Here is a 22,904-nt window from a genome sequence, read left to right as displayed (position 1 = left end):
GCGTAAAGGCCTACTGTCCTCAATGCATGGACGGCATCCATGTGACGCAGGCGACACGGCGAGGTTTCGTGGCAAGTGTCAAGACAGCACTTTTCACGGCAGCGCCAGCGGTGAAGTTGGAGGAGATCGGCAACAGGACAATCCGATGCGGATGACCCGGAGGCAGCCGCATCCCGGACGGACCTGACGGGGGTTCCGCCCGGTTCGAGCACTAGTCAGATCACGCGCAGGACGTCGCAGCCCGGCGTCGCGCATTCGTCGAATCACCGTGGGCAGTACGGTTTTCCGTGGCCTGGCGGCCGATACTCATCGGCCTGCGCAGGCCTATTTCGTGATGCCCTCACACGTTCGGCGGGATAGCAATTCGCCATAACGAGGGAGGCTCCTGGTGCACGGTACGGAGTTGGGGTTCAGCGGTTCGGGCAGCGATCACGGCCCGGGACAACCGTTTCCGCTCACACCGGGGCAACTCGGCCTCTGGTACGCCCAGCTGCTCGAGCCGGAGGTGCCGAGCAATGTCGCCGAATACCTGGATGTGCGAGGCGAACTCGATCACACCGTGCTGGAGCAGGCGCACCTGGAGGCATTCCGGGAAACCGAATCCATCATGGTGCGGGTGCTCGAGGTGGACGGCGAGCCCCGCCAGATGGTGGATCCGCGACTGCCGGTGAGCATTCCGCTCATCGACCTGCGTGAGGCCGCCGATCCGATCGCCGCCGCGCACGACTGGATGCGCGCCGACTTCACCGCCCCGGTGGACCTGCTGGCCGACCGGCTCTTCGGCGGGGCGCTGCTGCGGGTCGCCGACCGCCGCTACTTCTGGTACCTGCGCTGCCACCATCTGCTGCTCGACGGGTTCGGCGCGCTCATTGTCACCATGCGCATCGCCGAGCGGTACAACGCCCGGATGAATGGCACCGCACCGTCGTCGATCGATCCGGCCGGTATGCGGACGCTGGTCGAGGCCGAGCGGGAGTACCGCGAGAGCGCGGACTTCGTGCGGGATCGCGAGTACTGGGCCGAGCAGGTGCGCGGTATGGAGCCCACCACGCTCGAGCGGCGTACGGCCGGACCTGCCGCCGCCAATCTGCGCTTCGGGCGGCCGTTGCCGCGGCGGGTGTTCGATCGCGTGAACGCCTTTGCCGCCGAGCATGGTTCGAAGGTGTCGGCGGTGTTGGTGGCGGCCTTCGCCGCCTATCTGGCCCGGCTGACCGACCGCGATGATGTGGTGCTCAGCCTGCCGGTGACGGCGCGCACCACGGATCTCGCGCGGCGTTCGGCGGGCATGCTGTCGAATATCGTTCCGCTGCGGATTCCGGTGCCGGCGGACGCCACCTGGGGTGATCTACTGGCCGCGAGCCGGGCGGGATTGTCCGGTGCGGTGCGGCATCAGCGCTATCGGGCCGAGGACATTCGCCGGGACGCCGACCGCGAGGGTCAACAGACGCGGCGGGCGCTGTTCGGGCCGATGGCCAACATCATGCTTTTCGATCTCAGCTTCCCGATGGCCGAGGCGACCGCGCGGTACCACGTGCTGACCAGCGGCCCGGTCGAGGATTTGAGCTTGCAGCTGTACCCCGGCGACAGCGATCAGGTGCTGCTGGAGTTGGAGGCGAATCCGAATCTGTACAGCCCGGACGAGATCGCCAGGCATCACGCGCGTTTCACCGGACTGCTGGAGCGGCTGCTGGAGCTCGATCCGGCCACACCGCTGTCGGCGGTGCCGGTGATCACCGAGCTGGAGCGCGAGGTGAGCCTGCGGATCTGGAACGACACCGCGCACCCCGTGGATTATGCGGCCACGCTGCCCTCGCTGTTCGCGGCGCAGGCGGCGCGCACTCCGGACGCGGTGGCGGTGCGCTACGCGGATGAGCCGGAGGCCACGATCGGCTATGGCGAGCTTGCCGAACATGTGAACCGCCTTGCCCGGCACCTGATTTCGACCGGCGTCGGACCGGAGTCCTTGGTCGCTCTGCACCTGCGGCGGTCGCCTGAACTGGTGATCGCGATCTACGCGGTGCACGCGGCGGGGGCGGCATACGTGCCGCTGGATCCGGATCATCCGGCCGAGCGCATCGAGCACATCGTGGGCACGGCGAACCCGGCGGTGGTGCTGACCACGACCGCGGATCGGCCCGCGCTCGAGCTCGGCGCGCCGATGTTGAACCTGGACGAGATCGACCTGGATGACTACCCCGACGGGCCGATCGAGGAGGCGGAACGCCTTGCGCCGCTGCGGCCTTCGAATACCGCGTACGTGATCTTCACGTCCGGCTCGACCGGCCGTCCGAAGGGTGTGGCGGTTAGCCACGCGGCCATTGTCAATCGCCTGGCGTGGATGCAGGACCAGTACGGCCTCACCGTTGAAGACGTTGTGCTGCAGAAGACTCCGGCGACCTTCGACGTGTCGGTATGGGAGTTCTTCTGGCCCTTGCAGATCGGCGCGGCCCTGGTGCTGGCGAAGCCGGACGGGCATCGCGATCCGGCGTATCTGGCCGATCTGATTGCCCGCGAGGGTATTACGGTCGCGCACTTCGTGCCGTCCATGCTCTCGGTGTTCGTGGCCGAGCTTGCCGCCGCGGCGGATCGGGACGAGGTCGGGGCCGGGGCGAATTGCGGACTCGGTCAGGGTTTCACCGGGCCGACGCTGCGCCTGGTGTTCGCCTCCGGTGAGGCGCTGCCCGCATCGACCGCGCAGCGTTTGCGCGCGCTCACCGGTGCCCGGCTGCACAACCTGTACGGTCCCACCGAGGCCGCCGTGGACGTTACGTTCCACGAGGTCACAGACTTGGACACCGAGATCGTGCCGATCGGCGCGCCGGTGTTCAATACCCGGCTGTACGTGCTTGATTCACGTTTACGGCCGGTTCCCGTAGGGACTCCGGGTGAGCTGTATCTGTCGGGGGTACAGCTCGCCCGGGGCTACGTGGCGTGCCCGGATCTGACGGCGGAGCGGTTCGTGGCCGATCCGTTCGCGGGTGCGGAGGGGCACGGGCGGGCCGGTGAATCGATGTACCGCACGGGCGATCTGGTCCGTTGGACCGCCCAGGGGGAATTGATCTATCTGGAGCGCACCGATTTCCAGGTGAAGCTGCGCGGTTTGCGCATCGAGCTGGGTGAGATCGAGTCGGCGCTGGTCGCGGTGGATGCCGTGCGGCAGGCCGTGGTCGTGGTGCGGGATGAGCAGCTTGTCGCTTACGTGGTGGCGGATGCGCCGGGCACGGTGGAGACCGCCGCGTTGCGTGCCGCCGCCGCTGCCGCGCTGCCCGCCTACATGGTGCCTGCGGCGTATGTGCTGTTGGAGGCGTTGCCGGTCAATGCTTCCGGCAAATTGGACCGGACCGCGCTGCCCGCGCCGGAACGCCGGACGGTCGAATACCGGGAACCCGTCTCACCGGTGCAGCGGACCGTGGCGCGCGTGTTCGGCGAGGTGCTCGAGCGCGATCGGCTGGGCCTGGATGACGACTTCTTCGCGCTCGGCGGCAATAGCCTGATCGCCACCCAGGTGGCGGCGCGGCTGGGTGCGGAGCTGGGGTGCCGGTTGGGCGTGCGGGAGCTGTTCGCCGCCACCACCGTTGCCGAATTGGCCGAGCTCATCGACAACCGCTTTGTGGACGAGAATGCCGAGGCAGGTCCGGAGCTGCGCCCGCGGGTGCGCCCGGAGGTGGTGCCGCTCTCGCCCGCGCAGCAGCGCATCTGGTTCCTGAATCGTTTCGAGCGTTCCGGCGCCGACTACAACATGCCCTTCGTGCTGCGTCTGAGTGGACCGGTGGAGGTTGCGGCGCTGCACGCGGCGCTGCTGGATGTGCTGAATCGTCACGAGGTGCTGCGCACCGTCTTCCCGCAGACCGCCGAGGGCGCGGCGTGCCAGCGCGTGGTACCGCTGGATCGGTTGCTGGGCACGCTGGCCGATGCCCGGTCCCCGGGTGCCGACCGCGTGACCGAAGTGTCTGAAATGTCCTCTGCGGCAGGGCCAGAACTGCCCATCGAGCCGGTATCGGTCGAGCGCCTCGATGCGGAGCTGCGCGGATTCGCCGCCACCGGTTTCGACCTCGAGCGCGAGCTGCCCTTCCGGGCGCGATTGTTCGCGCTCGCCGAGAACGAGTTCGCGCTGGCCGTGGTGCTGCATCACATCGGCGCGGACGGGTTGTCGCTGCCGGTGCTGGCCCGCGAATTGAGCGACGCGTATGCGGCGCGGCGTGAGGGCCGCGCGCCCGGTTGGGCTCCGCTGGCTTTGCAGTATGCGGATTATGCGCTGTGGCAACGGGAACGGCTGGGTTCGGCGGAGGACCCGGATTCGCTGCTGACCCGGCAGCTGGAGTTCTGGACCGATGCGCTATTCGGCGCGCCGGAGCAATTGGATCTGCCCTCGGATCGGCCGCGTCCGGCGATCGCGAGCGGGCGGGGCGGGACCCAGGTCGTCGAGTTGTCCGCGGACCTGCACGCGCGGACCGCCGAAGCCGCTCGTGCCCATGGGGTTTCGACCTTCATGTGGATGCATACCGCGCTGGCGGTGTTGCTGACCCGTTTGTCCGGTGCCGACGATGTGGTCATCGGCACGCCGGTCGGCGGGCGCGGCGTGCGCGAATTGGACGATCTGATCGGCATGTTCGTCAATACGCTGCCCTTGCGCACGCGGGTGGATGCCCGGTTGCCGTTCGAGAGTTTGCTGGCGCAGGTGCGGGAAGTCGATCTTGCCGCCTTCGCGCATGCCGACGCGCCGTTCGAGCAACTCGTCGAGGTAGTGAATCCGGCGCGCTCGCAGGCCCGTCATCCGGTGTTCCAGGTGATGTTCTCGTTCACCGGTGCGGGGAATGTCGGTGTCGAACTGCCCGGATTGCTTGCCACGGCGGGTACGCTGGACCCCGGAGTGACCAAGTTCGACCTTTCGATCGCGGTCACCGAAAGCTTCGCCGGTGCCGGTCCCGGGGAAGGTCCGGCACCGGCGGGGATCCAAGCGGAGTTCAACTTCGCTACGGATCTATTCGAACACGCCACCATCTCTGACTACGCACGCTGGTTTGTGCGTTTGCTCGACGTTGTAGTGGCGGCTCCGCAAACTATTGTTTCGGAGCTGCCGCTGCTCGATTCCGCGGAGCGCGCTCGCGTGCTCGAATCCGGTGTGGCCCCGGCCATCGCGGGCGGCGATACCGTGCTCGCGGCCTTCCAGGCGCAGGCGCTGCGTACTCCCGGTGCGGTCGCGCTCATCGACGGTCCGTGGATGCTCACCTACGGCGAGATGTCCGCGCAGGTCAACCGGCTTGCCCGGCAGCTCGTTTCGCTGGGTGTGGGCCCCGAGACGCTGGTGGTGCTGGGCATGCGGCGCTCGGCGGAGTTCGTTCTGTCCGTGTATGCCGTGCTCACCGCGGGTGGTGCGTTCGTCCCGGTGGATCCGGATCAGCCGGTTGCTCGTTTGCGGCAGGTAATTGAAACCGCCCAGCCGGTATGTATTTTGACGACTTCCGCCGATGGCTGGCCCGCCGACGCCGTCGCCGGAACTCGCGTACTCGCGGTCGATACCGCCGAATTGTCCGGCTTCTCAGACGATCCGGTCACCGACGACGAACGGCGCGGCCCGCTGCTGCCCTCCGGGCTGGCCTATGTGATCTTCACGTCCGGCTCCACCGGCCGCCCCAAGGGCGTTGCCGTGCAGCACGCTTCGGTGGCCAATCAGATCGCCTGGATCTCCGAGGAATACGGCATCGGGTCCGAGGATGTGGTGCTCTTCAAGACGCCCGCCACCTTCGACGTGTCGGTGTGGGAGCTTTTCGCCGCGCTGTGCCGGGGCGGTCGCGTCGTCGTCGCCGAGCATGACGGGCACCGCGATGCCGCCTATCTGGCCGAGACCATCGCGCTGTACGGGGTCACCATGACCTCGTTCGTGCCGTCCATGCTCACGGTGTTCGCGGGTGCGGTGCGACGGGAGGAAATCGCCTCGCTGCGTACGGTTCTGGTGGCTGGTGAGGCCATGTCGAGTGAGACCGCCGCGGTCTTCGCCACGGTGAGCGATGCCGCGCTGCACAATCTCTACGGTCCGACCGAGTTCACGGTCCATGCCACCTATGCACCCGTCGATGCGGCCGGTTCCGGGCCGGTGCCGATCGGCCGGGCGGTGCACGGCAGCACCGTGTTCGTGCTCGATGAGCGGCTGCGGCCGGTGCCCGACAATGTGATCGGCGAGTTGTACCTGTCGGGCGTGCAGGTGGCGCGCGGGTATCACGGTCGCACCGATCTGTCGGCGGAGCGCTTTATCGCCAATCCGTACGGACCGGCCGGTACCCGCATGTATCGCACCGGCGACCTGGTCCGCCGCACCCGTGGCGGCGATCTGGAATACCTGGGCCGCAGCGACTTCCAGGTGAAGTTGCGCGGACAGCGGATCGAACTGGGCGAGATCGAGGCGGCCTTGGTCGCGGCCCCGGACGTGCGCGCCGCCGCGGTGAACGTGCGCAAGCACCGCACCGGCGAGCTGCTGGTGGCCTATGTGGTCACCGAGCTGGCCGAGGACGAGCTCACCGAGATTCTCGGCGAACGCCTGCGCGCCGCGCTGCCGTCCTACATGGTGCCCACCGCGTATGTGCGCGTGGACGCCATGCCGCTCACCGCCTCCGGCAAGCTGGATCGCAAGGCGCTGCCCGAACCGGAGCTGCGCGCCCGTGCCTTCCGCGCCCCCGTCACCCGCGCCGAGCGCGCGGTCGCGGAGGTTTTCGCGGAGGTGCTGGGAGCCGACCGGATCGGCCTGGACGACGACTTCTTCGCCCTCGGCGGCAATTCGCTGGTGGCTACTCGGATTTCGGCGCGACTGGCCGCGGTGCTGCACGCCGATGTCCCGGTGCGCACCCTCTTCGAACATCCGACCGTCGCCGGGCTGGCCGAACGCCTGCGCCGGAGCGCGGCCGAATCCCGCCCGGCCCTGCGGCCGGGTGATCGTCCCGAATTGGTTCCGCTGTCCTACGCGCAACAGCGCATGTGGTTCCTCAACCGGTTCGACACCACGTCGGTGGCCGACAATCTGGTCGACGCCCTCCGGCTGCGCGGACCGCTCGACGAGGCGGCCCTCGCGGCGGCGATCGGCGATGTGGTCCAGCGCCACGAAACCCTGCGCACCGTGTATCCGGCGGTGGACGGCATCGGACGCCAGCAGGTCCTGGATATTGCCGCGCCCGCGCTCACCGTGGAGGACGTCGAACCGTCCGGCCTCGACGACCGCGTACGTGCCCTGGCCGCACGGCCTTTCGATGTCGGCGAGGAAGTGCCTTTCCGCTTGACGCTGCTGCGCATGGCCGATGAGCATGTCCTCGTCGTTTCGGTGCATCACATTGCCGCCGACGGCTGGTCCATCGCGCCGCTGACTCGCGACGTCATGACCGCCTATGCCGCGCGGCGCGCCGGGACCGCCCCGGAGTGGACCGCGCTGCCGGTGCAGTACGCGGACTACACGCTGTGGCAGCGGGAGCTGCTCGGTAGCGCGGACGATGCGGAATCATTGCTGGCCCGGCAGATCGGATTCTGGAGCCGGGAACTCGCGGGTCTGGCTCCGGAGCTCGCCTTGCCCGCCGATCGTCCGCGGCCCGCCACGGTGTCGGGCCGCGGGGCTCGGCACGGTTTCACCATCGACGCGGCGACGCACCGGCGGCTGTGGGAGATCGCCGAGCAGTGCCACGCCTCGCTGTTCATGGTGGTGCACGCCGCGCTCGCCACGCTGCTGGCCAAACTCTCGGGGCAGTCGGATATTTCGATCGGCACCCCGGTGGCCGGGCGTGGTGAGCAGGCTCTCGACGGACTGGTCGGGATGTTCGTCAATACTCTGGCGCTGCGCACCGAGGTCACACCGCGACAGGCCTTCACCGAGCTGGTGGGGGAGGTGCGCGACCGCGATCTGCGGGCCTTCGGACAGGCCGATGTGCCGTTCGAGCGCCTGGTGGAGGCGCTGAACCCGGTGCGTTCGCCGGGCCTGCACCCGCTGTTCCAGGTGGTGCTGGACTTCCAGAACAATGCCCGCACCGAACTCGTGCTCGACGGTCTTCAGGTGTCCCGCTTGGAAATCGACACCCACACCGCCAAGTTCGATCTCCAGCTGTCGATGACGGAGCTTCAGGATCCGACGGGTGCGCCCGCCGATCTCGACGCCGTATTCACCTATGCCACCGACCTTTTCGATGCGGAGACCATTGCGGCTCTGGCACAGCGCTTCGAACGGATCCTCGCCGCCGTGACCGCCGACAGCGCGATCACGATCGACGATATCGAGGTGCTCGGGGCCGAAGAGCGGCACCGGGTGCTCCACGAATGGTCGATCACCGGCGCGGATATTGCCGAAGACGATTCCATCGCACGACGTTTCGCTGTGGCCGCCGCACTGGATCCGGCGGCCGTCGCGGTGCGCTCCGGTGCGACCACGCTGACCTACGGCGAGCTCGATGCCCGCGCCAACCGTTTGGCCCGCCGCCTGATCGCGGCCGGGGTCGGACCGGAATCGCTGGTGGCCGTGGCGCTTCCGCGTACGGCGGACCTGGTTGTCGCCTTGCTGGCGGTACTGAAGTCCGGTGGCGGTTACCTGCCCATCGACCCCAACTACCCGGCCGATCGCATCGAGTATGTGCTGGGCGATGCCCGTCCCGTGTGTGCGCTCACGAGCGGCGGCGCGAAGCTGCCCGCCGGATGGTTCGGTGGCACCGTCATCGACCTCGACACCGTGGATCTGGCGGGCTACGCCTCGACCCCGATTGCCGATCGGGATCGGCGCGCGCCGCTCGACCCCGCGCACACCGCGTACGTCATCTACACCTCGGGCTCGACCGGCCGCCCCAAGGGCGTGCTGATCCCGCACCGGAATGTGGTTCGGCTGCTGGACAATACGCAGCGTCACTTCGGTTTCGGGCCGTCGGATGTGTGGACCATGTTCCACTCCTACGCCTTCGACTTCTCGGTGTGGGAGCTGTGGGGCGCGCTGCTGTACGGCGGCAGCGTCGTGGTAGTCGATTACTTCACTTCCCGTTCGCCACAACAGTTCCGGGAACTGCTCGCCGCGGAACGGGTCACGGTGCTCAACCAGACGCCGTCGGCCTTCTATCAGCTGATCGCCGCCGATCGAGGAAGGGACGCCGAGGATCTCGCGCTCCGCTACGTGATCTTCGGTGGCGAGGCGCTGGAGCCGCAGCGCCTGCGCGACTGGTTCGCCCGGCACCCGCAGGGTCCGGCGCTGGTGAACATGTACGGCATCACCGAGACCACGGTGCACGTGTCGTACCGGCCCATTACTCCGGACACCGGCTCGGCCAGTGTGATCGGTGGTGCGCTGCCGGGTCTGGCTGTGCGCGTACTGGATTCGCGTCTTCGGCCCGTGCCGGTCGGCGCGCCCGGCGAAATCTATGTCTCCGGTGGGCAACTCGCCCGCGGCTATCTGGACCGGCCCGCTCTGTCCGCGAGCCGCTTCGTGGCCGACCCGTACGGTCCGGCCGGATCCCTCGCCTACCGCACCGGCGACCTGGCGCGCTGGACTCGCACGGGGGACCTGGAATACCTCGGCCGCGCCGACCTCCAGGTGAATCTGCGCGGCTTCCGCGTCGAGCTCGGCGAGATCGAGGCCGCGCTGCTGGCGGAGTCCGGCGTGCGTGAGGCCGCCGTGGTGGTCCGGCACGACGAGATCGTGAACGAGGATCGCATTGTCGGATACGTCGTGCCGTCCGAGGCTTCGGATGCCGCGCACGTCGACACCGCCGCCCTGCGGCAGGCTCTGGCGCAGCGACTGCCCGAGCACATGGTGCCTTCGGCGATCGTGCTGATCGATCGAATCCCCTTGACCGTCAACGGCAAACTGGACCGCGCCGCCCTGCCCGCACCGACATACGAGGCCGCGGCCTACCGTGCGCCGGTCACTCCGGCCGAACGCGCGGTCGCCGAGGTCTATGCCGAACTGCTCGGCCTGGAGCGGGTCGGCGTGGACGACGACTTCTTCGCTCTCGGTGGCAGCTCGCTGCTGGCGGCCCGGGCGGCCGCCCGCATCGGTGTCGCGCTCGACTGCGAGATTCCGGTGCGCGCACTGTTCGAGGCACGCACGGTGTCGGCCTTGGCCGCGCGGGCGCAGCAGTCGGCGGGTGCGGGCGCGCGCCCCGCGCTGACCACGCGTCCCCGCCCGGGGCGGCTGCCGCTGGCGCATGCCCAGCGCCGCATGTGGTTCCTGAACCGCTATTGGTCCACCGAGGAGACCGCCGGTCCCGGTGCGGCCGTGGACAATATCCCGCTCGTCATCCACCTCGACGGTGAGCTCGACGCACCGGCCATGAGGGCCGCCCTCGGTGATCTGGTGGAGCGTCACGAAACGCTGCGCACCGTCTACCCGGATGGTCCCGACGGCCCCGAGCAGGTCATTCTGCCCGCGGCGGGGCATGCCCTCGTGCTCGAGGTCGAGGCGATCGAAGCGTCCGCGCTCGATGCGCGCCTGCTCGCCGCGGCCACCCGGGCCTTCGACCTGACCGTCGAAACCCCGCTGCGCGCAGCACTGTTCACGCTGACGGCCACCGAACACGTGCTGACCCTGGTCCTGCACCACATCAGCGCCGACGGCTATTCGCTCGGCCCGCTCGCCACCGATCTGATGACCGCGTACACCGCGCGCAGCGGCGGCCGGGCTCCCGGCTGGGAGCCGCTGCCGGTGCAGTACGCCGATTACACGGTGTGGCAGGAGGAAGTGCTCGGGTCCGATACCGATCCGGAGTCGGAATCGCGCCGCCAGCTGGACTACTGGCGTACCCGGCTCGCGGGCCTGCCCGAGCAGCTGGAACTGCCCGCGGATCGCCCGCGCCCGGCGGTGTCCTCGCAGCGCGGCGGCACGCATCGGGTCACCATCGATTCGCATCTGCACAGCGGGCTCGCGGAGCTGGCGAGCAAGCAGGACACCACCCTGTTCAGCGCGGTGCACGCGGCCCTCGCGGTGCTGCTGGCCCGCTTGTCGGGGACCTCCGATATCGCGATCGGCACCCCGGTCGCCGGTCGCGGCGAGCAGGCCCTGGACGGCCTGGTCGGCATGTTCGTGAATACCTTGGTGCTGCGCACCGAGGTCGACCCGCGCGCCGGGTTCGACACCGTGCTGGAGTCGGTGCGCACGAATGACATCGAGGCCCTGTCGCACGCGGATGTGCCGTTCGAGCGACTGGTCGAGGCGCTTGCCCCGGCCCGCGCGCAGAACCGGCATCCGCTGTTCCAGGTGGCGCTGACCTTCCAGAACTTCCCGCTGCCCGCGGTGGAACTGCCGGGGCTGCATGTGCGCCCGGAGCAGATCGACGCGGGCGTGGCCAAGTTCGATCTCCAGTTCACCGTCACCGAGGCTCGGGATGCCGACGGCCGCGCCGGTGGCATCGACGTCGAGATCACCTATGCCGCCGACCTTTTCGATGCAGACAGCATTGCGGTGCTGGCTCGTCGATTCGAGCAGGTGCTGGCGGCGGTGGCCGCGGACCATACGGTCGCGGTCGGCGATATTCAGCTACTGAGCGCCGAGGAGCAGCAGCTCGCGCTCCATGAGTGGCCGGTGCGCGGCGAGGACATCGCCGAATTCGTCACCATCGCGGATCGTTTCGCGGCGGCAGCGCTCATCGACCCGCAGGCGATCGCGGTGCGGTCGGGGAGCGTCACCCTCACCTACGCCGAACTCGATGCTCGCACCAATCGACTGGCCCGCCGTCTCATCGCGGCCGGTGTCGGACCGGAATCACTGGTGGCCGTGTCGCTTCCACGCAATGAGGAGGTCGTGGTCGCGCTGCTGGCCGTGGTCAAATCCGGTGGCGGCTATCTGCCCATCGACCCCAATTACCCGTCGGATCGCATCGAGTACGTGGTGGATGACGCGCGCCCGGTGTGCGCCATCACCAATGCCGCCGCGAATCTGCCCTCGGGCTGGTTCGGCGGACCGGTCATCGACCTGGATGTGGTTGACCTGAGCGGTTATTCGGCCGACCCGGTGACCGATGCGGATCGTCGCTCGCCGTTGCGCCCGGACAATAAGGCCTACGTCATCTACACGTCCGGCTCCACCGGCCGCCCCAAGGGCGTGATGATGCCGCATCACAATGTGATTCGGCTGCTGGACAATACCGAGAGCGAATACGGCTTCGGCCCGTCCGATGTGTGGACCATGTTCCACTCCTACGCCTTCGACTTCTCGGTGTGGGAGCTGTGGGGTGCGCTGCTCTACGGCGGCACCCTCCTCATGGTCGACTACTTCACCTCGCGGTCGCCGCAGCAGTTCCTGGAATTGCTTGCCGCGGAGAAGGTCACGGTGCTCAATCAGACGCCGTCCGCCTTCTATCAGCTGATCAATGCCGACCTGGAGCTCCAGCCGGACCTGGCGCTGCGCTACGTCATCTTCGGTGGCGAAGCCCTGGAACCGAATCGGCTGCGCAGCTGGTTCGCGCACCGCCCGGCCATGCCGGTGCTGGTGAATATGTACGGGATCACCGAGACCACGGTGCACTCCTCCTATCGGCCGATCGGACCGGATCACGGTCCGGCCAGCAATATCGGCGGCGCGCTGGCGGGATTGAGCCTGCGCCTGCTGGATTCGCGGCTGCGGCCGGTGCCGGTCGGCGTACCCGGTGAGATCTACGTGTCCGGTGGACAGCTGGCGCGCGGCTACTTCGCGCGGCCCGCGCTCACCGCCTCGCGTTTCGTGGCCGACCCGTACGGTCCGGCCGGTGCGCTGGCCTACCGCTCCGGTGACCTGGCGCGCTGGAATGCCGACGGGGAGCTGGAGTACATCGGACGCGCCGATCAACAGGTGAACCTGCGCGGCTTCCGTGTCGAGCTCGGCGAGATCGAGCAGTCGCTGCTGGAGGAACCCGGTGTGCGGCAGGCCGCCGTCGCCGTGCGCCGCGATGACGTCACTGAGGAGGACCGGATCGTCGGTTACGTGGTGGCCGCCGACGGGCCCCTCGATACCGCCGTGCTGCGCCAGGATCTGGCGCAGCGGCTGCCCGAGCACATGGTGCCCGCCGCGATCGTGGTGATCGACCGAATCCCGTTGACCGTCAACGGGAAACTGGATCGCAAGGCGCTGCCCGCGCCGGTCTTCGAGACCACCGCGTACCGGCGGCCCGCCACCTTCGCCGAGGAGATCGTGGCCGGTGTGTTCGCCGAACTGCTCGGTCTGGACCGGGTCGGCTCGGACGATGACTTCTTCGCCCTCGGTGGCAGTTCGCTGCTGGCGGCCAAGGCGGTCGCCCGGATCGGCGGCGTGCTCGGCGCGACCATCGGCGTGCGGGCGCTGTTCGAGGCCTCGCGGGTCAGCGATCTGGCGGCCCGGATCGGTGCTGGCCTGCTGCCCGCGGCCCGGCCCGCGCTCACCGCCGGTGCGCGCCCGGAGCAGCTGCCGCTGTCGCCCGCACAGCAGCGCATGTGGTTCCTGAACCGCTTCGACAATGCCTCCACGGCGTACACGATTCCCCTGGCCCTGCGCCTGTCGGGAACGTTGGATGTGGCTGCGCTGCAAGCGGCCATGGCCGATGTGATCGGACGGCACGAGACGCTGCGCACCGTCTATCCGGAGACGGAGTCGGGTCCGGTGCAGGTGATCCTGCCCGCAGAAAAGGCCGCGCAGCCGCTGCACCCGATCGACATCACCGAAGCCGCACTGCCGCAGCGCATTCTGGCGCTGGCGGGCACAAGTTTCGACGTCACCACCGATGTTCCGGTCCGTTTGGAACTGTTCCGCATCACCGATGCCGTGTCCCGCGAATACGTGTTCGCCGGTGCGCTGCACCATATTGCGGCCGACGGCTCATCCGTGGTGCCGTTCGTGCGCGACCTGATGCACGCTTACGGTGCCCGGCTCGATGGCTCGGCTCCGGCCTGGGCACCCATGGCGGCGCAGTATGCCGATTACGCGCTCTGGCAGCGCACTCTGCTCGGGTCCGAGGAGGATGCCGAATCGGTTGTCTCCCAGCAGATCGGGTACTGGCGGGACACTCTCGCCGGACTGCCCGATCAGCTGGACCTGCCCGCCGACTTCCCCCGTCCGGCCCGGCAGAGCATGCTCGGCAAGCGAATCGACTTCCCCGTCGATGCCGAACTGCATGCCCGGCTCGCCGATGTGGGTCGCCGTCACGGCGCGACCCTGTTCATGGTGGTGCACGCCGCTTTCGCCACGCTGCTGGCCCGCCTGTCCGGCACCGGCGATATCGCGGTCGGCACACCCATCGCGGGGCGCGGTGAGGCCGCTCTCGACGACATGATCGGCATGTTCGTCAATACCCTCGCGCTGCGCACGCGGATCGACGCGGCCGAACCGTTCGATCAGTTGCTGGCTCGGGTGCGGACCGCTGATATCGCTGCCTTCGCCCACGCCGACGTACCTTTCGAGCGCCTCGTGGAGGTGCTGAACCCGGTGCGCTCCACCGCGCGGCATCCGCTGTTCCAAGTGGGCTTTTCCTTCCAGAACCACGACCGGGCCACCCTGCGGCTGCCCGGCCTGGAGGTCGCCGAGGTCGAATTCGACAGCGATGTGGCGCAATTCGATCTGCACCTGTTCGCCGTGGACAACTACGACGACAGCGGCGTTGCGGCGGGCATGGACATCACGCTCGGTTATGCCACCGATCTCTTCACCGGCGCGAGCGCGGCGCGATTCGCGGATGCGCTGCGGCGGGTGCTGGAAATCATTGCCGCCCAGCCCGATATCCGGGTCGGTGCCATCGACCTGCTCGGCCGGGAACTGCGGCAGCGGGTGCTGCGCGAGTGGAACGACACCGCGCACCCGGTCGCGTCCGTCACTGTGGTGGACCTGGTGGACAGTCAGGTCGCGAATACCCCGCACGCGGTGGCGCTGCTGTCGGCCGATGGCGGAACCTCGCTCACCTATGCCGAATTCGATGCCCGGGTGAACCGGTTGGCGCGGCGGCTGATCGCCGATGGCGTCGGCCCGGAGAGCACGGTGGCCCTGGCCATGCGCCGTTCCATCGACCTGGTGATCGCCATGTACGCGGTGGTCAAGGCGGGTGGCGCGTATGTGCCGATCGACCCGGACCATCCGGCCGAGCGGATCGCGTACATCGCGGATACGGCGTGGCCGGTATGCGTGCTCACCACGTCGATCGACGGGGTCCCCTTCGATACCGAACTGCCGGTGCACGAGGTGGACCTGGTCGATCTATCCGAGTACTCGGATGCGCCGATCGTGGATGCGGAGCGGGTGCGCCCGTTGCGTGAGCACAATCCCGCCTATCTGATCTTCACCTCCGGCTCCACCGGCACGCCCAAGGGTGTGGCCATCCCGCACTCCGCCATTGCCAACCAATTGCAGTGGCTGCGCGCCACATTCGCGCTGGGCGCGGGGGATCGGGCGCTGCTCAAGACGCCCGCCACCTTCGACCTGTCGGTGTGGGAATTCTGGTCGCCGCTCACCACGGGCGGCAGCCTGGTGGTGACCGCGCCCGGCGACGAGCGGGATCCCGATCGCCTGCGCGCGCTCATGGACACCCACGGCGTCACCGTGCTGCATCCGGTGCCCTCACTGCTCGGCATGTTGCTCACCGCCGGGCCGCTGCCCGCCTCGGTGCGCGCGGTGCTCGCCATCGGTGAGGCGCTCCCGGCCGCGACGGCCGCGGAGTTCCTCGAAAAGAGCGGTGGCGCAACGCTGTACAACCTGTACGGCCCCACCGAGACGGCGGTGTCGATCACCGCGTACGAGGTGCGCAAGCAGCCCGAACTGACGGTGTCGATCGGTGCTCCGGCGTGGAACAGCCGGGTCTATGTGCTCGATGCGCGACTGCAGCCGGTCCCGGTCGGAGTATCGGGCGAGCTGTACCTGGCGGGCGCTCAGCTGGCTCGCGGGTACCACGGCCGCGCCGCGCTGACTGCCGACCGGTTCATTGCCGACCCGTTCCATCGGGTGGCCTCGGGTGGAGACGGGCGCATGTACCGCACGGGTGACATTGTGCGCTGGCGGATGGACGGCACCCTGGAGTACCTGGACCGCGCGGACTTCCAGGTGAAGATCGGCGGCTTCCGCATCGAGCTCGGTGAGGTCGAGACGGCCCTGCGCCGCCGGGCCGATATCGCGGCGGCGGTCGCCGTGGCCCGCACCGACAGCAATGCCGGTGCTCGCCTGGTTGCCTACGTGGCGATGCCGGACGCGGATCCGGACCGGTACGACGAGATCGCGACCGAACTGCGCACCGCACTCGCGGTCGATCTGCCCAAGTACATGGTTCCGTCGGCACTCGTCGTGCTGAATGCGTTGCCGCTCAATGCCAATGGCAAGGTGGATCGTGCCCGGCTGCCCGAGCCGGAGTTCATCGCGGCTGGCCATCGCGCCCCGGTGACCCGGATCGAGCGGGCGGTGGCTTCGGCCTTCGCCGAGGTCGTGGGCCTGATCGGCGACGCCGCCGAGAGTGTCGGCGTGGACACGGATTTCTTTGCCCTGGGCGGTAATTCGCTCATGGCGACCAGGCTCGCCGCCCGCCTCGGCGCGGACCTCGGTATCCGGGTGCCGGTGGCCGCGGTGTTCGATGCGCCGACCGTGGGCGCGCTGGCCGAACGACTGGCCGAGGCCGAGTCGGGAGAAGTGCGAACCGCGCCGACCCGCCGCATCGAGGCCGGGCCCGCGCCACTGTCCCTGGCCCAGCAGCGCATGTGGGTGCTCAACCGGTTCCAGCCGGATTCGGCGGCGTACAACGTGCCCGCCGCCCTCCGCCTCACCGGTGCGCTGGATCTGCCCGCGCTCACCGCCGCCCTGCGTGATCTGGTCGAGCGTCACGAGATCCTGCGGACCCGCTACCCGGAGCTCGACGGCGAGGCCGTGCAGCAGGTGCTGACCGTGGACGAGATGGTCCTCGACCTCACCCCGGTCGCGGTGCCGGTCGCTGAACTCGATTCGCGCATGGCTGATTTCGCCGGTCGCGGCTTCGACGTGACCGCCGCGCCGCCGGTGCGGACGCTGCTCTTGCGCCTCACCGAAACCGAGCACGTACTGGTCGTGGTGCTGCATCACATCAGTTCCGACGGGTACTCGATCACACCCATGACCCGCGACCTGGTGATTGCCTACACCAGCCGGGCCGGGGGGCGGGCTCCCGTCTGGACGCCCCTCGAAATCCAGTACGGCGACTTCGGCGCCTGGCAGCGCACGGTGCTCGGCTCGGACAGCGATCCGGAGAGCTTGCTCTCTCGTCAGCTGTCTTTCTGGCGCGGCGAATTGGCCGGTGTGCCTGAGCAATTGCCGCTGCCTACCGACCGGCCGCGCCCAACTCGCCGCGATATGGTCGGTGCCGCACTGAATTTCGAGGTCGGCACCGAACTCACCGCGCTGCTCTCGGGTGTCGCCCGCGAGCACGGCACGACCCTGTTCGGTGTGGTGCACAGCGCCTTCGCGGTGCTGCTGTCCAAGCTCTCGGGCCTGCGCGATATCGCCATCGGCGTGCCGGTGGCGGGTCGCGGGGATCGGGCGCTGGACGACCTGATCGGCATGTTCGTCAATACCGTGGTGCTGCGCACCGAGGTGGACGCCAAGGCCGCCTTCGGGGATCTGCTGCGGCAGGTGCGTGATCGCGATCTGGCCGCACTGGCGCACGCCGATGTCCCGTTCGAACGTGTGGTGGAGGCCATCGGCCGACCGCGCACCAACTCGTACACGCCGTTGTTCCAGGTCATGTTGGCCTTCCAGAACATGGCGGTGGATCGGATCGAACTGCCGGGACTGTCGGTCGAGGCTCTGGAACCCGAACTGTCCGAGGCCAAGTTCGATCTGCAACTGACCGGCGTGGAGCGCTACGACGACCGCGGCCGGGTCACCGGGCTGCGCATGCAGCTCACCTATGCCACCGACATCTTCGACGCCGGGACCGTCCGGCTGTTCGCGGATCGGCTGCTGCGGGTGCTGCGGACCGTCGCCGAGGATCCGGCGGTGGCCATCCGGTCCATCGACATTCGCACGGATGCCGAGCGAGCCCGTGGCCGGAACAATGGCTCGGCGTCGAAAAACACTGCGCCGAAGCTGGATTCGGTCCCGCCGGTGAATCCGGCGGACCTGCCCGCCCTGGTCGCGGCCGCCGCCGCGATCGCCCCCGACACGGTGGCACTCGCTCACGGCGAGCACACCGTCACCTATCGCGACCTCAATGCCAAGGTCGCCGTCGTCGCCCGAGCCATGGGCGCGGCGGCCAAACCTGAAGCCCTGGTGAATGTCGCACTCGCCGGACTGGTGCCCGGCATTCTGGCCGCCCTCGGCGCGGGTGGTCTCACACAGGCGCTGCGCTCCCTCACCGAGGCCGCGCACAGCCTGGTCCTTCGCTCGGAAAGCACGTCGGAAGGAAGCCTCTGATGTCCCAAGCAGAGTCGGTCGCCCTCAGCCGCAATGGCAATCACGCGGTGCTGCGTGGTGCTTATGGCATTGCGGACCTCCCGAGTTTGATAGAAACCGTTGCCATGCTGGAACCGGAGCGCATTGCGCTGCGGCACGGCGACAGCACGGTCACCTACGCCACGCTTGCCACTGAAGTGGGCGCGCTCGGTGAAATGATGTCCGGCGCACTGGAACCCGACGCCCTGGTGCAGGTTGTCGTGTCCGGACAGGTGCCGGGCCTGATGGACGGGGAAGAGGGCGCGCTCGCCGCGGTCCTGGAGGGCCTGCTCGACGATGCCGTCGACGCGGCCTCCGGCGTGCTCACCCCGGGCCTCGCGCCGGTCGAAACCCTGGTCACCCTGTTCGAGGAGCAGGTGCGGCGGACCCCGAACGCGGTGGCGCTGCGCTTCGGCGCGGCCAGCCTGACCTACGCCGAATTCGATTCGCGCGCCAATGCTCTCGCGCGCAGGCTGCTGGATTCCGGGGTCGGCCCGGATGTGCTGGTCGGCCTGGCCGTGCGGCGCTCGTTCGAACTGCTCGTCGGCATGTACGCGATTCTCAAGGCGGGCGGCGCGTACGTGCCGATCGACCCGGATCACCCGGCCGAGCGCATCTCCTATGTGCTGGAGACCGCCGCACCCGCCCTGGTGCTCACCACCATCGCCGATCAGCCCGAATTCGACGCCGCCGTGCCGGTGCTGCGCATCGACGAATTCGAGCGCGACAAGGTCGATTCCGTCGGTTCGGTCGCCGCCGGAATCTCACCCGCCTCGGATCCCGATGTGCCGCAACTGCTCGCGGACAATATCGCCTACGTCATCTTCACCTCCGGCTCCACCGGCCGCCCCAAGGGCGTCGCGGTCTCGCATCGCGCCATCGTCGCCAACCTGCGCTGGCGTCAGCGGCTCTACCGGCTGAACACCGCCGATGTGGTCTTGCAGAAGACGCCGTTCACCTTCGACGTGTCGGTGTGGGAGTTCTTCTGGCCCTTGCAGATCGGCGCACAGCTGGTCATCGCGGAACCCGAGGGGCACCGCGACCCGGCCTACCTGCTGCGCACCATCGCCGAATACGACGTCACCGTCGCACATTTCGTGCCTTCGATGCTGTCGGTCTTCGTCGCCGAGGCCGACGCCGACCTCGAGCGTGGCGGGATCGGCGTATCCGGTTCGCTCCGCACCGTTTTCGCCTCCGGTGAGGCACTGCCCGCCGCCACCGCGGCCGGATTCCGCAATGTCAGCGGCGCGACCCTGCACAACCTGTACGGCCCCACCGAGGCCGCCGTCGACGTGACCGCGCACGAGGTCACCGCCGAGGACCTGGACATGGTCCCGATCGGCTCTGCCGCCGATGACACCGATCTCCTGGTGCTCGACGACGACCTGCGTCCCGTCCCGCCCGGCGTGGTCGGCGAGCTGTACCTGGCGGGCGTGCAGCTGGCCCGCGGCTATGTGGTCCGCCCCGGGCTCACCGCCGACCGCTTCGTCGCCAATCCCGAAGGCGCACCCGGCGATCGCATGTACCGCACCGGCGACCTGGTGCGCTGGATGCCCGCCGACGGCGGCCCGGCCGAACTGGAATACCTGGGCCGCAGCGACTTCCAGGTGAAGCTGCGCGGCCTGCGCATCGAACTCGGCGAGGTCGAATCCGCTCTGCTGCGGCACGCTGCCGTGGCGCAGTCGGCCGTGCTGCTGCACCGGCAAGCCAGTGGAGATCACCTGGTCGGCTATGTGGTGGCAGCAGCGGACGCCGCGCTCGACACCGCCGCAGTCCTGGCGGAGGCCCGCACCCACCTCCCCGAGTACATGGTCCCGTCACTGCTCATGGTGTTGCCCGAAATGCCGGTCAATGCCAATGGAAAGCTCGACCGCCGCGCCCTCCCCGAACCCGAATTCGTCGACACCACCACCGAATACCGTGCCCCGGAAACCGTCGCCGAACAGTCCGTCGCCGCCGTCTTCGCCGACCTGCTCGGCCTCGACCGGGTCGGCGCGGACGACGACTTCTTCGCCCTCGGCGGCAACTCGCTCATCGCCACCCGGGTGATCGCCCGCGTCGCGGACGCCCTGCACATCACCCTCGACGTGCGCGACTTCTTCGACCGTCCGACCGTCGCGGCCCTCGCGGCATTGTCCGATTCCGGTGACGGTTCGGTGCGCGGCGCGACCGCCATCACCCGCACCGATGGTCCGCTCGCTCGCCCCGCATTGGTGCCGGGGCCCCGCCCCGACCGGGTGCCGCTATCGCCCGCCCAGCAGCGCATGTGGTTCCTCAACCGCTTTGCGCACACCGAATCCGGCACCGCCACCGGCGAATCTGCCGCTGCTACCGGCGATTTCGACGCCGCCGCAGTGGATAACGTGGTGGTCGCACTCCGCCTGCGCGGCGAACTCGACACCGTCGCCCTGACCGCTGCCATCGCGGACCTGATCGATCGCCACGAGGTTCTCCGCACCTACTACCCCGAGACCGCCGACGGGCCGGTGCAGATGATATGCGCCGCAACAGAACTCGGCATTGCGCGGCCAACTGTGGTGGCCACCGATACCGCATCTACCGGCCATCTGGTCGTGCACCCGGCCGGGATCCACGGTGCACAGCCGGGTTCCGAAGATGCTGCCCACAGGCTCGCCGGAACGACCGAGCCTGGCGGTGTACGAGGGCCGGAGCTTGTACTGACGCCGGTCGATATCGCCGCCGACGCGCTGGCCAGGACCGTGCGCGCGGAGGCCGGGCGCGGGTTCGATGTGGCCGAGCAGGTGCCGCTGCGGTTCCGGCTGCTGCGCGTGGGGACGAATGACCACGCGCTGGTGCTGGTCGTGCATCATATTGCGGCCGATGGGGTGTCGCTCGGACCGCTCATGAGCGATCTGGTCGCCGCGTATGCCGCGCGGCGGAGAGGTACTGGGCCGGAGTGGGCACCGCTGGCCGTGCAGTACGCCGATTACGCGCTGTGGCAGCGGGAGTTGATGGGCGATGAGTCCGATCCCGAGTCCATGGCTGCCCGCCAGATCGCCTTCTGGACCAGTGAACTCGCTGAACTGCCCGCGCAGCTGGACTTGCCCGCGGATCGCCTGCGGCCGCTGACCTCGAGCTACCGCGGTGCCACCGTGGAGTTCGATATCAATTCCGGGCTGCGGGCCGCGATCGACGCGGTCGCGGCTCGGTGCAAGGCGACGCCGTTCATGGTGTTGCATGCCGCGCTGGCCGCGTTGGTGGCCCGGTTGTCGGGAACCTCCGATATCGCTATCGGCACGCCGGTCGCGGGTCGTGGTGAGCGCGAATTGGATGCGCTCATAGGCATGTTCGTCAATACCCTGGTGCTGCGCACCGAGGTACGGGGTGCAGCGTCCTTCGCCGAGTTGGTGGGGCATGCGCGGGAACGTGATCTGCGGGCCTTCGCGCATCGGGATGTGCCGTTCGAGCGCCTGGTCGAGGTGTTGAATCCGGCGCGTGCGCGGAATCGGCATCCGCTGTTCCAGGTGGCGCTGTTCATGCAGGATCTGGGTGTCGCCACCCCGGTGCTGCCCGGCCTGGACACCGAGCTGGTCGACTTCGAGACCAGTTTCGCCAAGTTCGACCTGAATCTCACCGTCTCCACCCGTGAGTCCGCCTATCGCGCCGAATTCACCTATGCCACCGATCTTTTCGACGCCGCCACGGTGCAGGAGTTCGCGGCCAAGTTCCTGCGCCTGCTGACCGCCGCCACCGCGGATGCCGATCGCCCCGTCGGCGATATCGAACTTCTCGACGCCGGTGAACTCGACTATGTCGTGGACAGCTGGAATGCCACCGGCCACAAGGTCGCGGATGTCTACTTGCATGCCGGGTTCGACGCCCAGGCGCAGCGGACCCCGGCCGCCCCCGCTCTGATCTCCGGGGATGTCACGCTCACCTATGCCGAACTCTCCGATCGCGCGAACCGCCTGGCCCGCCTGCTGATCGAGTCCGGTGTGGGACCGGAATCCCTTGTTGTGCTGGCTATCTCCCGTTCCGTGGACCTGGTTGTCGCCATGTACGCGGTGCTGCGTGCGGGCGGCGCGTACGTGCCCGTCGATCCGAGCCACCCCGCCGACCGCATTGCCAATGTCCTGGATACCGCGCGGCCGAAGCTGGTTCTCACCACCGCGGTCGACGGCTTCGAGACCGCCGCCGCACCGCTCGTGCGCATGGATGAGGTGGATCTGTCGGCGTATTCCGATGCCAAGATCAGCGACCGCGTTCGGCTCGCGACCCTGCATCCCGAGCACCCGGCCTATGTGCTGTTCACGTCCGGCTCCACCGGTAAGCCCAAGGGTGTCGCCGTGAGCCATCGCGCCATCGCCCATCAAATGGCGTGGATGCAGGCCGAATACGCGATCGGCCGCAAGGATGTCTACCTCCAGAAGACTCCGAGCACCTTCGATGTCTCGCTGTGGGGCTATTTTCTGCCGCTGCGGACTGGCGCGACCATGGTGCTGGCCAGCCCGGATGGCCACCGTGATGCCCGCTATCTCGCGGAGATCGTGGCGGAGCACGGTGTCACGCTGACGGACTTCGTGCCGTCCATGTTGTCTGTCTTCGCCGCGCA

At 68.5% G+C, this 22,904-nt stretch carries 2 protein-coding genes (1 of these 2 only partly in view); both read left to right on the top strand.

Annotation, left to right across the window (positions count from 1 at the left end):
- Window positions 1-388 precede the first annotated feature (388 nt).
- Complete coding sequence (locus tag AB0N05_RS03505) at window positions 389-18,313, top strand: non-ribosomal peptide synthase/polyketide synthase (RefSeq protein WP_364687039.1); 17,925 nt, start codon at window positions 389-391, stop codon at window positions 18,311-18,313.
- Window positions 18,313-22,904 carry the beginning of a non-ribosomal peptide synthase/polyketide synthase gene (locus tag AB0N05_RS03500; protein ID WP_364687037.1) on the top strand. It continues 20,962 nt past the right edge of the window, so the window shows 4,592 of its 25,554 coding nt (coding positions 1-4,592); it begins with the start codon at window positions 18,313-18,315; the stop codon falls past the right edge of the window. The genes AB0N05_RS03505 and AB0N05_RS03500 overlap by 1 nt, the downstream gene beginning before the upstream one ends.

The sequence above is a fragment of the Nocardia sp. NPDC051030 genome, from assembly GCF_040683015.1.
GTDB lineage: Bacteria > Actinomycetota > Actinomycetes > Mycobacteriales > Mycobacteriaceae > Nocardia.
Note: the sequence above shows the minus strand (reverse complement) of the source record. Positions and strands in the feature narration are given on the sequence as shown.